The sequence below is a fragment of the Spirosoma pomorum genome, from assembly GCF_054776615.1.
In genome coordinates this window covers 89,915-106,176 of record NZ_BAAHBP010000041.1, presented here as the reverse complement: position 1 = coordinate 106,176, position 16,262 = coordinate 89,915, and the positions used below count along the sequence as shown (strand labels likewise).

Genomic DNA, 16,262 nt, shown 5'->3' with positions numbered 1-16,262 from the left:
CTTCTTTCGTCCTTTGCAACCGTTACTACTTCCCGCCAGGGATCGTTGGGCGAACCTCAATTTTGCTGGGCAACGTACGAGCCGGCATTTTAATCAGATCCGCGACTAACTGACCAATGTCCTCGGGCTGGATTTTCCAGGCATCTTTCTCGCTGGGCTGGTGATCGTTGAAGTGCGACGCGACCGAACCCGGCATGATCGTCGTCACTTTAATGCCTTCGCTGCGTAGATCAAGCATGATGGCCTGCGTAAAGCCGACCAGACCAAACTTGCTGGCGTTATAGGCCGAGCCCTTCTCGAAAAAGTTCGTCCCAGCCAGGCTGGCAATCGTAATGAAATACCCTTTTGTATTTTTCAGGGCATCGAGTGAAGCCTTGGCGCTATAAAATACCCCCGTCAGGTTGATGTCGATGGTTTCGTGCCATTGCTCCAATGTTAGTTCCTGGAGGGGAGCGAAATGACCTACGCCCGCGTTGGCGATTACGTAATCCAGCTGGCCCCACTTGTCAAGAATAGCCGAGACGGCTTTCTCCTGCGATGCCAGATCGCGTACGTCGGCCATGATGCCCAGCGCGGCATCCGGCCTGATTTTATTAAGCGATGCAGCGGCTTCGTCGGCCGCTTCCTGCGACCGGCTGGTGATCGCTACGTTGATTCCTTGATTGATGAGTACTTCGGCGATACCGTAACCAATGCCTTTTGAGCCACCAGTAATCAGAGCGACTTTATTCGTTTCTGCCATGATAAACGTAAATGATAAGTAATGGAAGAACGCCCAAACGGGGTCACCTGGACAACCGCCGAACTGTTGGTAAGGTTTTGGATCGCGGGTAGGTAATCACCCTGATGAAATCGCAACAGCCAAAGCGTTGGATTTCGCGGGCCGATTCACGACGTTTGCTGCCGTTCTTATACAACCATCAACGTAGCAGTTATGAACAACGATCAACTTGCCCAGCTTTTCCCCGCCGAGGATCAGATTCCCGCCGAATACCGGATCGAACCGATTCACCAGCGCGAATACCTGATCAACGGCGAAATGCGCCGGTGGGACGGAGCCGTGTCAGACGTGTATTCACCGGTTTGTCTACCCACCGAGGATGGTACGTTGCAGCGAAAGCTGGTCGGGAGCTTTCCCGTAACAACACCCAAAGAAGCACTGGAAGCATTAGAGGCTGCCGTCGCGGCCTATGATAATGGCCGGGGCGAATGGCCCATGATGTCCGTAGCAGGTCGAATTGCCTGCATGGAAACCTTCGTTGGTAAAATGCTGGAGCAGAAAAAACTGGTTGTCAATCTCATCATGTGGGAGATCGGAAAAAACCTCGCCGATGCCACCAAGGAGTTCGACCGGACGATCAAGTACATTTACGATACCATCGATGCCCTGAAAGATATGGACCGGGCCAGTTCACGGTTCCGGATCGAAGAAGGTATCATTGGCCAGATTCGACGGGCTCCCCTGGGCGTGGTGCTGGCGATGGGGCCGTTCAACTACCCGCTCAACGAAACCTACACGACCCTGATTCCAAGTATTTTAATGGGAAACACAATCCTGTTCAAAACGCCGAAACATGGATCGCTGCTGCATTACCCGCTATTGGAAGCCTTCCGGACCAGCTTTCCGAAGGGCGTCGTCAACTCGCTCTACGGTCGCGGGGCCGACGTGGTGCCTCCCGTAATGGGATCAGGTAAGGTCAATGTACTAACGCTGATTGGCTCCAGCAAAGTGGCCGATCAATTGCAGCGGCAGCACCCCAAACTGAACCGCTTGCGGTCCATTTTGAGTCTGGATGCGAAGAACGCTGCGATCATACTGCCCGATGCTGATCTGGATGTAGCCGTGAAAGAATGTCTGCTGGGATCGCTTTCATTCAACGGACAACGCTGTACGGCGATCAAGATCATCTGGGTGCACCAGTCTGTTGCCGATGCCTTTCTGCAAAAGTTTAGCGCGGAGGTGAGCAAACAGAAACCCGGCATGCCCTGGGATGAAGGTGTTCAGATTACGCCCCTCCCCGAACCCCACAAGCCCGATTACCTGGCTGAGTGCATCCAGGATGCCGAAGCCGGTGGAGCTACCGTTATGAATGAAGGGGGCGGTCTGGTAGCCGAGTCACTATTTAAACCAGCGGTGGTATACCCCGTTAAGGAAGGTATGAAGCTGTACCGCGAGGAGCAGTTCGGACCGGTTATTCCGGTAGTACCGTTCGAGAATACCGATGCGTTTATTGATTACCTGATCACCGATGATCACGGGATGCAGGCAAGTATCTTTGGCAGTGATCCTGACAAAATTGCGGAACTGATCGATCCGCTGGTGAGCCTGGTTTGCCGGGTCAACATCAACGCGCAGTGCCAGCGGGGACCCGATACGTTCCCGTTTACGGGGCGGAAAGACTCGGCGGAGGGAACGCTGTCGGTGGAGGATGCGCTACGTTCGTTCTCGATCCGAGCCGTTGTCGCCACGAAGGATACCCAGTCAAATAAGGATATTCTGAATGATATCGTGGGCGAACACAAATCCGGCTTCCTGAGCACCAATTTCATTTTCTAAACAGACTAACCAGGCTGGACAATTTCGTTGCCCAGCCTCTTTTGATTTGCTTACTGCCTCTAATCTTACAAAATCATTTGATAATGTAGCCGCCGTTCGGGATGTCTCATTTGTGCTGGAGCCCGGTCAGATTATGGCGCTGGTGGGCGCTAGTGGATCGGGAAAAAGTACGCTGCTGGGATTACTGGCCGGTATGCTGGATACCGATGGGGGAGAGGTGCGCTTCGATGGGGAACGCGTGCCCGGACCATCGGAAAAGCTGATCCCCGGCCACCCCGCTATTCGGCTGGTGCACCAGGAATATCAACTCATGCCGAACGTATCAATTCGGGAGAATATCCGGTACGCGCTGCGTTTCTTTGAGAAAAATTACCGCGATTTTCGAACGGATGAACTGCTGCGGCTTTGCCGGCTAACGGCGGTGCAGGACCGGGTGCCGCGGCATGTATCGGGTGGGGAGAAACAACGTACCGCTATTGCCCGTGCCATTGCCGACAAACCCGCTATTTTACTGCTGGACGAACCTTTCAGCCACCTCGATCTACCTAACCGACTCCTGGTTCGGGAATTGTTGTTTGATCTGGTTCAGCAGGAAAAAACGGCTTGTCTGTTCGTTACGCACGATGCTTCCGATGCGCTGTCCATTGCCGATACATTGGGTATTCTGCGGGAGGGAAAGCTCGTTCAGTTAGCCGATCCCGAAACGGTATATCGTCAACCAACGACGAGCTACGCGGCTAGTCTGACCGGATTGGTAAACGTATTGACGACGGAGCAACTGGCGATCTTACAGCTGAACCTTTCATCGAAAGAAACGTCGGCCGATATGTATATTTTACGTCCAGAGCAGGTCAAGCTGCGCGATGATGCGTCGATAACCGGAGTGATTCAGAGTGTTTTTTTTAAAGGCAACCATTCGGAAATAGCTATTGAGGTGAACGAAACGATTAACCTGCGAGCCCTAACAACGCGGAACGATCTGGCCGTGGGCCAACGGATCGGTATCAGTATCGAAAAAGATGAGTTGTGGCCAGTGCAGGCCTAACTATTTTGAACCCGCTGCCGTCTGAGAAGTTGTTTAGAGAAACAAAACACAAGCGTTATGGACTACAAACAAACCGAAGGCGAACGGCAGACTGACGTGTCAGAACAGGCTTCAGAAGGATTTTTGGTCAGTGAAGAAACCGAAAACGTGGATGCGTCCGGCGTTGACGACAAATCAGACGGTAACGTAGACGATTATCTAGGGAAGACCAACAACGAAAATCGGGATAAAGAGGAGGAGTAAAGGGAGAAAAGGAGGAGGGCAGGAAGGAGGAAAGGAGGAGGGCAGGAAGGAGGAAAGGAGGAGGGCAGGAAGGAGAAAAGGAATTCAACACGAACCTTTCCTCCTTCCTGCCCTCCTCCTTTTCTCCCTTATGTTTTTACATCATCCGTTTGATGAGCTGCTCGACGGAGATATTTTCGGCTTCGGCTTTGAAATTCCGCACAACACGGTGGCGGAGAATCGGCAGCGCAACCGCCTGAACGTCTTCAATATCGGGCGAGTATTTACCGTTCAGCAAGGCGTTACATTTGGCGGCCAGAATCAGCGCCTGTGACGCCCGCGGGCCAGCGCCCCATTCGAGGTACTGGTTCGCGTCAGCCGATGCGAGTTCGGTGTTCGGACGCGTTTTGTGCACCAGCTTAACGGCGTATTCAATAACGTTGTCAACAACGGGTACCCGACGTACCAACTGCTGAAATTCCCGGATCTCATCGCCGGTAATAACCCGCTGCACTTCTGGCCGTTTGTCGGAGGTTGTGCTCTTGACAATATCCAGCTCGGACTGGTACGACGGATAATCCAGATAGACGTTAAACATGAACCGGTCCAGCTGCGCTTCGGGCAGGGGATAGGTACCTTCCTGCTCGATGGGGTTCTGCGTAGCCAGCACGAAGAACGGACGTCCCAGATTGTATTTCTGCCCGGCAATCGTTACCGAATACTCCTGCATCGCTTCCAGCAGCGCTGACTGCGTTTTAGGCGGAGTCCGGTTGATCTCATCGGCCAGAATGATGTTCGCGAATACCGGTCCTTTGATGAACTTGAAATTACGTTCCTGGTCCAGAGTTTCCGAGCCAAGGATGTCGGATGGCATCAAATCGGGCGTGAACTGAATCCGGTTGAAATCCAGGTGAAGCGCGTTGGCAATGGTCTGGATTAGCAGGGTTTTTGCGAGGCCCGGTACCCCAACCAGCAGGCAGTGACCCTGGCAGAAAATGGCTGTCAGCAGCAGACGGACTGTTTCGTCCTGACCAATGACAACTTTTGAGATTTCAGTTTTGAGCTTTTGATACGAGTTAGAAAGGGCTTCTGCAGCCGCAACATCCGATGAGTAAGGCACAGGGAATAGGTTTAAACGGTTATGGTTTCAGGTTGACGCTGATCAGTAAATCAAACGAAAAACCAAACAGAAACCTACAGAAACTTATCGACTTCCACTGCTGCTGAGGCTGGCTGCATTGTCCTGCGTTGTGCCGAAAATCTTACAGTTCTGAAATTCAGGATCAACCGAGATGTATACGTCAGCCAGCGATTTTTTGAACCAGTCGTCGATGGCGCGGTTCTTTTTGTTCGTCAGCACGATCGTCTGCAGTTTTTCGAAATCCGTTTTGAAATCAGCCGTGTGGGGAGGGGTCTTGCTCTTAAAATACAGCAGGCGAACCGCGCTCTTACCATCTTCCGTTCGGTAAGGCAGGGGAGCCGAAATGCTACCCACTTTCATCGTATCGAGCATGCTGAACAGCGAGTACTCCATCGAGCCATCCATAGCCAGACGGCTGCCACCCGACTGAGGATCGCGGAGTAAACCACCCGCATCGGCGGTAGTTTTATCGTCCGAGAAATCATGAGCTGCCTTTTCGAATTTCAGCGTGTCGATCTGAACCAGGTTACGCAGACTGTCCAGGTATTTTGTCGGTCCGCTCAGGTCGAGCCGGTTATAGTCCGGGCGAAGCAGAATGTGACGGGCGTGATATTCTGCACCACGGATTTCGATCAACTGAATCAGGTGAAGGCCAAAATCAGACTCGACAACGTCCGACATTTCGTTGGGTTTGAGCTTAAGGGCTGCCCCTTCGAACGGTGCCACCATCATGCCCCGCTTGGCAAAGCCGAGGTCGCCCCCGTTCTGCGCCGAACCAACGTCTTCGGAGTTTTCTTTCGCCAGTTTGGCAAAGTCTTCGCCCGCAGCAACGCGTTTTTTGAGGTCTAACAAGCGCTGACGCAGTACGTCTTTCTGCTCTTTGGTTGGTTTGGCATACCGAACAATCTGGCCGACTTCAACCTCGGCTGGCATATAGGGCAAACTATCTTTGGGAATAGCGTCAAAGAATTTGCGAATTTCACGAGGGGTGATTTTGATATCGCTCGTGATTTTCTGCTGCATCTTCTGCACGATCTTCTGATCTTTCACCTGCTGCCGAAGTTCACTTTTCAACATTTCCAGGCTCTTGCCGTACGCTTCGACAATGTTCTTTTCTGAACCAAACTGCTGGGCCATGTACGCCATCCGCTGGTCTAGCTCGCTGTCGACTATTTTTTCTTCAACAACGACGGAGTCGATCTCCGCCTTGGCCAGCATCATTTTGTTGATGACCAAACTCTCCAGTATCTGGCATCGCTGGGGGGGCGTTTGATTCTGGCTGACGTATGATTGAAGAGCCTCCTCCAAATCGGACCGGAGGACGTAATAATTATCAACTTTGGCGATGATTTTATTCAGACTGACTTCCTGACGCTGAGCAAAGGCTGGCGCTGTTAGCAACCAACTGACCAGAAGGAGCAGTCCACCACTAAAAATAGTTTTCATGTTTTAAAGATACGCACCGAACGGGTAATGTTCTGTGGTTTAACGAATTTTAAGAGTACACCCGGCTAGTTTCTAAACGCCCTCCGGCGAGCTGAATTGTTCAAGCCGGAACGGGACCGGATTATTTAGCTAATTTCTGGATCTCGCCTTCGTTCAGCTTTACGGGATACTGTTGTCGCAACTGCGTCAGCCACTGCGTTTCAAGCTCGGCCTGGTAATCGTTGATTACTTTCCCCCGCGCTTCGGCGAAGGTCTGCGGACGAGCGGGCTCAATTCGGCTGATGATGATGGCTACAGCTTTGCCCGCCGGATGCACTACGGTGGTTCCGACCTTCCACTGGTTGATGCCATCCAGGTACGTGTTGGCTCCCTGCGCGAACGTGCCTTCCGAAATCGTGATGGCTGGCTCGTCGCCCGACTGCGGATTACGGCTATTCAGGACTTTGACCACGTCGGCTTTTGCGTTGGAAAAGTACTGGAACGTAACCCGGCGCTGGGCTACCGCGGCTGACTCGCCGGGACGGGCTCCCTGGTAATCTTTTTCGGTTATTCGGCTCAATGAAATGCCGTTCTGCTGCAAAAAGTTGACGACGGCCCGGATACGGCCCGCCGAAACTGAATCACGTTCGGTAGCGTCGTGCGAACCACTTACCTCCACAATGTAGTCTTGATTACGGGCCATCGCTACTAGCACTTCGGATAGACTCTCGCGCATCTGGGGCGTTATTGCCGTCTGCGTTTTATCGTACGACAAGTCGGAGGATGTACGACGAAGCTGGTACGGCGGGCGGCTACTCAACAGGTCGGTTGTTTGCTTCAGGAGCGCGTCGTTTTTGGCAACAACAATTGTGGCCACCGCCCGCTCGGGAAGTTTATATTTATGCTTGTTCTGCTCGAAGATCATTCGCTGTCCGGTCGAGTCATTCATAGACCGCTCCCAGACGTTTTTATCCATTACCTGCGAGAGTAAAACGCCGTCCCGGATTTCGCCCAGCAGCGCCCGGAATTCAGGGGATTTCTTGTCCAGATTGGCTTCTTCGGTTGCAATCAGCTGATCACCAACGTAACGATCAAACATCCGGCGCATCGCCACGGCTGGTGAGCCTGTTACGGGAGTTGACACCGCCTGATTGGCACCGTTCTGCATAACTGGATTGCGTGGGGGCTGCTGCTTCTGCCGAACGAAGTCGAAAAAGCGATTAACCGTATAGGGCTGATCGGCAATGGTGACAATAACCTTATCCTGGAGCGTTGGTGGAAGTACTTCCGGGTAACGCCATTGGCCTCGTAGCAAACTGCTGTCAGCTTGTGCCAGAGCGTCGTTCAGAACGGGCGTTGCTTCTTTAACGGCATACGCTTTCTGTAACCGCTGAACGGTAGCCTGGCGTAGCACGTCGGCGCGGGTGTCGGTCGTTACGCGTTGGCGCAGCGCAGGCCCGAGCGTAGCGTACGAGTCGAGCGGCTTTCGTTCGACGAGCTTGATGATATGCCAGCCGTAGTTGGTCCGGACTGGTTTTGACAGGTCACCCGGTTTGGTGAGTGCGTAGGCGGCTTCCTCAAAAGCAGGTACCTGCCGACCCGTTTCGAAAGATGGTAACAGCCCACCGTTCATGCGTGAAGTCAGGTCGTCGGAAACGTCGCGGCCCACCGTTTCGAACGACTCGCCTTTCTGAAGTCGGGCGTAAATGGCATTTATACGTTCCTGAGCCGCTTTTTGACCTGCTTCATCTGCACTAGGACTGATCCGCACTAGAATATGCGCTACCTGCACCCGCCCCCGGCTGGGTCGCTTATCATTTACCTTGATGAGATGGTAGCCAAAACGCGTTCGCACGGGAGCCGAAATACTACCAACGGGCGTTGTATAAGCCGCCGTTTCGAGCGGGTAAATCACCGAGAATGTCGTGAAATAGCCCAGGTTGCCGCCTTTTGCCGCCGTGGTCTGATCGGCTGAGTTGGCCTGAGCTGTCTGTGCGAAATCCTGCCCGCCGAGTAGTTGTTTACGCAGGGTATTGGCTTTGTCGAAGGCCGCTGCCGTATCGGCGGGTGTAGCGTTCTCACTGACTGAAATCAGGATATGGGATACGTTGACTTCCTCCTGCATCCGCTGGTAAGCTTCAGCCGACAGTGACTCAACCAGTACCCGATCCGTCATGTACGACTGAGCCAACTGTTTCCGGTACGTGGCCATCTCCTCCCGGAAGTCTTCGGTTGTGTCGCGCTTTTCGTTTTCAGCGGCCAGTACTTTCAGCTTCAGGTTCGTGTACAGATCGAGGTATTGCCGGACGTCCGTGTGCTGCGTCGAATCAGCCGAAAGCTGATTTTTGGTGAAGGACTGAAAAAAATCGTCAGTCGTAAAAGCTTTGTCGCCCAGCGTGATGATAACGGGTTGTTTCGGGGGTGTTTGCTGAACAACTGGCGCGGCTGTTTTGCAGGCTGTTACGAAAAGGGCCAGCAGAATACCGCCTGTAAGTTGGCGCATAGCGTCAGAGAATTAGGGTACGATAGCGATAAAACAGCGACGTAACAAAAATCATTCGTTTGATGGTTGGGGTACTACGTCATGCACCCCAACTCTATGGTTAAGCAACGATTCGCACAAAGGCTTATTGACGACCAGGACGGATTTTTACGGTTTTTAACAGCAGGTCGAAGGTCAGCTCATACGCAAATGAATCCTGTAAATGGCGTCCCGAAAACTGAGCCGGTACGTGAATCAAACGCTGATGGCTCCGGCGTAATTCAGCTTCGGACAGTTCTACACTGCTCTGGCCAATCAGGTCGTCCTTGTCCAGCCGATCCAGCAAACTCAATCCAACACCCGATGCAGCCATACCAGCCGCTACGTATTTGAGCGGGGTAAGCAGCTCCGTAGCCGACAGCAGCAACATAGCTGGTGCGCTGACTACGTTATGCACCCGACGAACCTGATCCAGCAGCTGCCTTGTTTTTTGATAGTCATCAACTTCCAGCAGCACGACACTGGCGACCAGCTTCCCGTTACGTGGAATAGCCAGGTTGATTGGTCGGGCGATACTGTCTTTTGATGCCTGTAAGTCAATTTGCTGACCTTTACGGATTGACCGGATGCCCCAGCCGCCGTTCACGACTGCAGCAGCTTTGTTATTAGCGCCATAGCTCGTCAGCGTATAGGCCAGCATCAGCTCGTCGCGCCGACTGATCGTCTCCTCCAGATTGATCGCTTTCAGCGAGCGGGGCGTCAGTTGAGCGGTTAGCCCCGACGACCGCGAGCAGGCGGAGAAGGCGAGTACCAAAAGAGGAACCAGAGTCCGGATCAAGTAGGTCTGCATCAGGTGGTAACTTCTTCGACAATCGATTCGCCCGACGAGTTGTCGCCACTGGTCCACTGCCAGGATTCGTGTATCCGCAGCCGACCATCCGGCAAACGCTCGGGTACGGAATGACACCGGCCAGTCATCAGTTCGTTCTGTTTGTTGACGTGCTGATAACGCATGTCCAGACTGTAATCGTCCAGTACCGTAGCGATTAGATGACCTTTGACGATGGCACCACCGGCGTATTCGGCCCACACCAACTGATCTTGCTGATGGTAGTGAAACAGCGTATCGCCGGAAACCTCGCCGTTGTCCGTGTTCGTGACAGAGCGGAAAAGTTTGTTGTCGTACATAGATTTACAGAGCTGGTTCCTGTTGACTCAGGCAGTGGAAACTTCCCAGTCCCCAGACAATATCGGTGGAGTCAATACCAACTACCTTACGACCGGGGAAATATGGCGTCAGGATGTCCAAGGCCCGCTGGTCATTGGTACAGCGGAACGTGGGCACAATGACCGAACCATTCGTAATCAGAAAATTGGCGTAAGAAGCGGGCAGCCGTAGTCCGTCACTCACAACCGGATTGGGCATGGGTAACTCGACAATATTAAGTTGCTTGCCATTGGGTAGGCGCATCTCGCGCAGCTCCCGGTGAATCTCCTGCAAAAATGGGTAATTGTCATCGTTGGCATTCGGCTCGTAAGCCGCAACGACGGTATCCTCGTTCACAAAGCGTACCGTATCATCGATGTGCCCGTCGGTGTCGTCACCCACGATGCCTTCCTCTACCCACAACACCTGCTGAACTCCGTAGAAATCGCAGAGGTATTTCTCGATGTCAGTCTGTGTCAGATGGCTGTTCCGGTTCTGATTAAGCAGACAGGCCCGGCTGGTCAGCACGGTTCCCGCTCCATTAAACTCCACCGAACCTCCCTCCATGACAATTCCGGGCGTTACGTAATTCAGCTTGCGGTAATGCGCAATCTCGACCGGAATCAGATCGTCACGATCGTAGGGAGGGTACTTACCCCCCCAGGCGTTGTAGCCCCAGTTGACAACCATCCGCTCGTTACGTTCCGGATTGATCAGAAAAGCGGGGCCATGATCGCGGCACCAGGAATCGTTGGTGGGGTGGGGCAGGAGCGTAATTCGGCTCATATCGGCCCCGGCCGCCAGCAGCCGCAGTTTGGCGGTCTGCATGACTATATCATTGTGCGCGTTGATGCAGACCTGTTCGCTCTCGGCAATGGTTTTAATGAACTCAATGTAGGCCGGGAACATCAGTTCCTGCCGTTCGAACGTCCAGGATGCCTCGGTATGGGGCCAACTCAGCCAGGTTGCTACGTGCGGGTGCCACTCGGCCGGAAAGAAAAAACCCTCGCGGGCGGGAATGAATTCGTTGGGATCGAGTTGAATCGATGAAGACTGCGTCATAAACGGATTGACGATTGAACAGCAAAAATACGAAATCTGACGGGCTCGGCGCGTCAATTATGGCTCAATCAGTTTTCGGATGGTATCAACGATGAGGCCCGTGAAGTCATCAATGATCAGCGAGGCACCCGTCGTGGACAGTTCGTCGTGAGTATGCGTGGTCGCCAGGGCAACAACGGGCATACCCGCCCGGAGGCCCGCTTCAATACCCGCAAAAGCATCCTCGAACACAACGCAGCGGGCGGGTTCTATACCAACCCGCTCGGCAGCAGTCAGGTATATTTCTGGGTTAGGCTTGCCGTGCTTGACCATACTGGCGTCGACAATCGCGTCAAAATACGAGCGGATCGTCAGCCCATCCAACGTAAAACCAAGGTTACTGACCGGGGCAGACGTACCAACGGCCGTACGAACATTGTCGGCTTTCAGGGCTTGCAGAAACTCAATCAGTCCCGGCGTAGGAGCCAGAAATGGTTTATACAGCTCCCGATATGTCCCTTCTTTCGCTTCGGTAAATAACTCAAGCTCGTCGGGCTGCATTGTGCGCTGGAACAGATAAGCCAGTGCATCCGCCGATACGCGTCCGTTGATGTTTGCTACGTACTGTTCCTTGCTGAGCTGATAACCATGATTATCGGCAAATTTGATCCAGGCGTTGATGTGGTAATCGGTATTGTTAACCAATACGCCGTCCATGTCAAACAGGGTAGCAAATGGAGTTGCAGGCATAGAAAGAAAGAGGATGTAGTGAAAAATTATACGTTGAAAAAGCGCACGAAGTTAGCACGCCGGTTTGTCGTTCTGCGTGGGCAAGACATCGCCCACCAGTACAGCTGCTTCGTGCAGCAGTTCCGTTGCTACCAGCTCGTCGGTGATGTCTTCAATGCGCTCGTCAACGACGTCCAGGCAGGCTTCGGCCTCGAACTCATTAGCGTTCATGCCAATCAGCAGGCGGGCCGTGTACAGCACGTTCAGCGAAAAACGCAGGGGATGCAGCTCGGGACTGTGTCGGGTTCTGATTTCGGGTTGCATGAAATCCGGAGATCTGGTGAATAAACACAAACGGCTCAGCCAATGCCGAGCCGTTCGTTAACTTAGATAGCAGCCGTGGCTCGCGTTACTGCTTCTGGAGACGAATCTGACTGGCGCAGATCCGACTGGCGCAGTTCCGACTGCCGAAAACTTTTCATGATCCAGCCACCGCCGATTACGTCGTCGCCTTCGTAGAAAACGGCAGCCTGGCCCGGTGCAATGGCCGAAACGCCTTCGTGGAAGAGTACTTCGATCTTATCGCCCGTCTGCGAGATCGTGGCGGGGGGGCCATCGTGTTTGTACCGTACCTTAGTCGTTGTCTCGATGGGCTGCTCGATGGACGCGTATTTTTGCAGGTTCAGCTTGCTCACGATCATGCCGTCCCGGTACAAATCTTTATCGACGCCCAGCACGACTTCGTTCGTGTCTTTCCGAATCTCGGTCACGAACATGGGTTGCCCAAACGCCATGCCCAGCCCTTTTCGCTGACCGATAGTATAGAATGGATACCCCTGATGTTTGCCCAGGACTTTGCCAGTGCCTTCCATCACGAAGTTGCCACCCGCTACTTCGGCTTCCAGTCCCGGTACGCGCCGTTTCAGGAAACCACGGTAGTCGTTATCAGGCACGAAGCAGATTTCGTACGATTCAGACTTCGTCACCAGCTCGATGAATCCCCGATCTTTGGCCATCTCCCGGATTTCCGATTTGCGCAGATGGCCCAACGGTAGTTTCGTACGGCTCAAGCTCTCCTGCGAAACGCCCCACAGCACGTACGACTGATCTTTCAGCGTATCGACGCCTTTCGAAATAACGTACCGGTCGTTTTCATGGCGAATATTCGCGTAGTGGCCGGTGGCAATGAATTCGCAATCGAGCCGGTCGGCCCGGCGGAGCAGCGCATCCCATTTGATGTGGGTGTTGCACAAAACGCAGGGGTTAGGCGTCCGGCCTTCGATATACTCACCCGTAAAATGGTCGATGACGTAATCGCCGAACTCATTCCGGATGTCAAGAATGTAATGAGGGAAACCCAGATTGACGGCGATGTTGCGTGCGTCGTTGATGCTGTCGAGACTGCAGCAGCCCGTCTCTTTTTTGGTCCCGCCCGACGATGCGTAGTCCCAGGTTTTCATGGTCATCCCGATGACCTCGTAGCCTTCTTCGTGTAGGAGAACGGCTGCCAGTGAAGAATCGATGCCGCCACTCATGGCGACCAGAATTCGTCCGTGTTTGCTCATAATTGATCCGACCAGGGGTCAAAGCCCTGCGATTTGCTAAAAAGATACCGTAAAGATACGGCCTAAAAAGAGAACAGCGTTCCCGGTCTGCTTAGTTTCCAAGGGCTGCCGTACCTTTGCCCAAAACACAGACTGGAGTCTACGTAGTAATTTTAGAAAACGAGTAGCTACCAGATTTAATTAGAAACGAAACGCATGCTGAAAACGCTGGTAAAAATTTCGAACGTAACAAATCTGAGCGACGCTCGCTACTGCGCCGGGATGGGGGTTGATATGCTGGGGTTTTCAATGGATGAAGATGCGCCGGACTACGTTGATCCGAAGAAATTCGAGGAAATAAAATCGTGGGTAGCCGGAATTCAGATTGTGGGCGAAACGACAGCCATCGACCCTGAACAGATTGAGCAGTTACTGGCAACCTACCAACCTGATCTTTTACAGGTTGAAGAAGCGGCCTTACTGCCCTATCTAGGTTCGTTGGGTAAGTCGCTGATTCTACGAATCGACGTGTCGCAGATTACGCTTGACCAACTGGACATGCTGGTGCATGCTGGCATTGATGGGGCTGATTACATATTGCTCGACAGCACTATGCCTGTTCATCTGGACGGTGATCTGAAGACTGCACTACAGCGCTTCGCTGCCCGCTACCCAGTCCTGCTAGGGACCGGCATTTCGATCAATAACGTGCACGACCTACTAAACGAACTGCCCGTCAAGGGAATCGCACTACGGGGGGGCGAGGAAGAACGACCTGGTAACAAGGAGTTCGGCGAATTAATGGACATTCTTGAAGCGATAGAGGAAGAATAGGAGGGATGGGACTGGGAATTTGGGCGCGGGGAGAGGGGTAAAGGGTTTGCTAATCTTGTAGGGGTTTCATTAGGTGGTGAAGCTGGCTTAGTTTACCGCTATCTACCGCACCCAGCCCCCTCCTCAAACAGGAGGGGGAGAAAAAAGATCACTCTGTATGTTTACCCCCTGTTTGAGGAGGGGCTGGGCGGGGCGGCCCGCGACGGTGATAAGAACGAAATCCCTACAAGATTAGGAGGGGTCGGGGCGAAGGGCTGGGGCTGGTTCTAGAGTTAGCCACTTATTACCTCTCTGTTCTCCTATCCACTTACCCCATACCTTCAGCTCCACGCCATAATCCCGCTACTATGCATTACCTACTATCATTGAAAACACACATCCATCCAGATGCGCGTCCACTCTTCCAAATCCGTGTAAAGAACAAAGACAGGTGCTGTAGGTTTACATCAGTTTAAACGACCAGGGAACTGGTTAAACGCTATGACACAACGATTAGAACGCATTGCCGACGAGGCTATGGTTGGTGGTGTTGCAGCCGGATTGGCTCGCTATTTTGGCTTAAATCGCACATTGGTGCGGCTTATTTTTCTGATTGGAATACCTTTACCGGGTTTCCCGGCCTTCGTGATTTATATTATCTTGTGGATCGTGATGCCGAAACAGGCCCACGGTGCATCCGTTTATCAATCTTCCGCCTACGCAAATCCTTTCTTCACAATGAATCCTTATAATCCGAATCGACCTGCTTCTCCTGACCGCAGCATCATTGGTGGTATTGTCCTGATCGTACTGGGCGTTCTGTTCCTCCTCGATCGCTATTTCGACATTGATCCTGGTGATCTGTGGCCGTTCGTACTGATCGCTATTGGCTTATGGCTGATTTTTCGCGATCGCATCAAACCGCCGTATAATCCCAACGATACGTACAAACCCAACGATAATACGCCACCCAGCTCGCTTTAGCCATGAAACCACGTAACGGATTATTCTGGGGTATATTTCTGCTGACGCTGGGCATTCTTTTCCTGGCGCGCCGAAACGACTGGCTGGACGTAAACTGGCATACTCTGGTCGATTTTTGGCCAGCACTGCTAATCCTGGCTGGTGTAAACGTGATTCTGGAGCGTCGGGACAACCCAGCCGCTTTTGTCACAACGGTTATGCTGGCTGTGGCTGTACCAGTTACGTTATTCGGTCTCTTTTCGCCTAACCGGGATCGGTCTGAGTACAGTTTCCGCTGGAATCAGGATGAGAACGATGACGATGCCAATTCGGACGAGGAAGAGTCTGACTCCGATGATGAAGACACTGACGGCGACTACCAGTCTGAACGGAATAAGCGTCGGCTGGAAGGCGATGAGGTAAAAACGAATACGTTTGCTGAGCCCATGCAGGAAGACACGCGCGAAGCCGTTTTCAAATTGGCGGGTGGAGCGGGGCGATTCATCATCAGCGATCCGTCCAGCGAACTCATCAAAGTCAACACACGTAACAGCATTGGCAATTACTCGATGTCAGTGGAGCGCGATCCAACAACGCGCATTCCAACGATCGAGCTGATGCCAACGAAAGAAAATCAGACGATTGATCTAAAGGACGGCAACTACGAAAATCGGGTTGATGTCCATCTCAACACCAAACCTGTCTGGACAATGGACGTGGGATTGGGAGCCGGTCAGGGAGAACTGGACCTGAGTGCCTATGCGGTTAAACAACTGAAGGTTGAAGGCGGAGCCATTGATATTGATCTAAAACTGGGCGCGAAAGCTGATCAGGCGGATGTGAAGCTGGACGTGGGCGCCGCGTCGGTAACCATACGGGTGCCGAAAGAGGTAGGCTGCAAAATCAAGAAAGATGGTGCCCTAAATCTGAATAAGCTCGATGATTTCACCGACGTTGGTGGAGGTGAATACCTGAGCCCTGGTTATGATGCTGCGAAGAAGAAAATGCTGATTCGCTTCGATGGTGGTATCTCCAGCTTCAAAGTAGTTCGGTACTAATTGTTTCTCCTAGAGTAACGTAAAACCCCGCCCAG

Annotated in this window: 16 protein-coding genes; 6 read left to right on the top strand and 10 right to left on the bottom strand. The window is 52.8% G+C overall.

Annotated features, from left to right (window positions below):
• Positions 1-25: 25 nt before the first annotated feature.
• Positions 26-742, bottom strand: a complete 717-nt coding sequence (locus ACYVAD_RS25825; RefSeq protein ID WP_461142446.1) for an SDR family oxidoreductase — start codon at positions 740-742, stop codon at positions 26-28.
• Between the two features lie 192 nt (positions 743-934).
• Between ACYVAD_RS25825 and ACYVAD_RS25820 the strand changes: the two genes are divergently transcribed.
• The 3 genes from ACYVAD_RS25820 to ACYVAD_RS25810 are packed head-to-tail and all read left to right on the top strand — an operon-like array spanning position 935 to position 3,845.
• On the top strand, positions 935-2,557 hold the full coding sequence (locus tag ACYVAD_RS25820; RefSeq protein WP_461142445.1) for an NADP-dependent glyceraldehyde-3-phosphate dehydrogenase: 1,623 nt from the start codon (positions 935-937) through the stop codon (positions 2,555-2,557).
• Between the two features lie 46 nt (positions 2,558-2,603).
• A complete protein-coding gene (locus tag ACYVAD_RS25815; protein ID WP_461142444.1) occupies positions 2,604-3,602 on the top strand; it encodes an ABC transporter ATP-binding protein in 999 nt (332 codons plus the stop codon).
• A 57-nt stretch (positions 3,603-3,659) separates the two neighbouring features.
• Positions 3,660-3,845: a hypothetical protein gene (locus tag ACYVAD_RS25810; RefSeq protein WP_461142443.1), complete on the top strand. Its 186-nt coding sequence runs from the start codon at positions 3,660-3,662 to the stop codon at positions 3,843-3,845.
• A gap of 136 nt (positions 3,846-3,981) precedes the next feature.
• Here the strand turns inward: ACYVAD_RS25810 and ACYVAD_RS25805 are convergent, their stop codons facing one another.
• From ACYVAD_RS25805 to mnmA, 9 genes are all read right to left on the bottom strand, one after another.
• Positions 3,982-4,944: an AAA family ATPase gene (locus ACYVAD_RS25805; protein WP_461142442.1), complete on the bottom strand. Its 963-nt coding sequence runs from the start codon at positions 4,942-4,944 to the stop codon at positions 3,982-3,984.
• An 84-nt stretch (positions 4,945-5,028) separates the two neighbouring features.
• Positions 5,029-6,411 carry a peptidylprolyl isomerase gene (locus ACYVAD_RS25800; protein WP_461142441.1) on the bottom strand — a complete coding sequence of 461 codons (1,383 nt, stop codon included), beginning with the start codon at positions 6,409-6,411 and terminating at the stop codon, positions 5,029-5,031.
• A gap of 121 nt (positions 6,412-6,532) precedes the next feature.
• Positions 6,533-8,893, bottom strand: coding sequence for a peptidylprolyl isomerase (locus ACYVAD_RS25795; protein WP_461142440.1), 2,361 nt, complete (start codon positions 8,891-8,893; stop codon positions 6,533-6,535).
• Positions 8,894-9,017: 124 nt separating this feature from the next.
• Entirely contained in the window at positions 9,018-9,722 is a 705-nt protein-coding gene (locus tag ACYVAD_RS25790) for a hypothetical protein (RefSeq protein WP_461142439.1), read from the bottom strand.
• Positions 9,722-10,060 carry a n-acetylglutamate synthase gene (locus tag ACYVAD_RS25785; protein ID WP_461142438.1) on the bottom strand — a complete coding sequence of 113 codons (339 nt, stop codon included), beginning with the start codon at positions 10,058-10,060 and terminating at the stop codon, positions 9,722-9,724. The genes ACYVAD_RS25790 and ACYVAD_RS25785 overlap by 1 nt, the downstream gene beginning before the upstream one ends.
• A gap of 4 nt (positions 10,061-10,064) precedes the next feature.
• The gene (locus ACYVAD_RS25780; protein WP_461142437.1) at positions 10,065-11,141 is read right to left on the bottom strand and encodes an agmatine deiminase family protein; all 1,077 of its coding nucleotides are present in this window, start codon (positions 11,139-11,141) and stop codon (positions 10,065-10,067) included.
• 57 nt (positions 11,142-11,198) lie between these two features.
• Positions 11,199-11,870 (bottom strand): HAD family hydrolase, encoded by a 672-nt coding sequence (locus tag ACYVAD_RS25775; RefSeq protein ID WP_461142436.1) that lies wholly within the window; start codon positions 11,868-11,870, stop codon positions 11,199-11,201.
• A gap of 51 nt (positions 11,871-11,921) precedes the next feature.
• Positions 11,922-12,173 carry a hypothetical protein gene (locus tag ACYVAD_RS25770; protein WP_461142435.1) on the bottom strand — a complete coding sequence of 84 codons (252 nt, stop codon included), beginning with the start codon at positions 12,171-12,173 and terminating at the stop codon, positions 11,922-11,924.
• A gap of 62 nt (positions 12,174-12,235) precedes the next feature.
• Complete coding sequence (mnmA, locus tag ACYVAD_RS25765) at positions 12,236-13,414, bottom strand: tRNA 2-thiouridine(34) synthase MnmA (RefSeq protein ID WP_461142434.1); 1,179 nt, start codon at positions 13,412-13,414, stop codon at positions 12,236-12,238.
• A gap of 195 nt (positions 13,415-13,609) precedes the next feature.
• Between mnmA and trpF the strand changes: the two genes are divergently transcribed.
• From trpF to ACYVAD_RS25750, 3 genes are all read left to right on the top strand, one after another.
• Entirely contained in the window at positions 13,610-14,227 is a 618-nt protein-coding gene (gene trpF, locus ACYVAD_RS25760; protein ID WP_461142433.1) for a phosphoribosylanthranilate isomerase, read from the top strand.
• Positions 14,228-14,707: 480 nt separating this feature from the next.
• On the top strand, positions 14,708-15,190 hold the full coding sequence (locus ACYVAD_RS25755; RefSeq protein ID WP_461142432.1) for a PspC domain-containing protein: 483 nt from the start codon (positions 14,708-14,710) through the stop codon (positions 15,188-15,190).
• Positions 15,191-15,192: 2 nt separating this feature from the next.
• Positions 15,193-16,227 (top strand): LiaI-LiaF-like domain-containing protein, encoded by a 1,035-nt coding sequence (locus ACYVAD_RS25750; protein WP_461142431.1) that lies wholly within the window; start codon positions 15,193-15,195, stop codon positions 16,225-16,227.
• Positions 16,228-16,262: the final 35 nt, after the last annotated feature.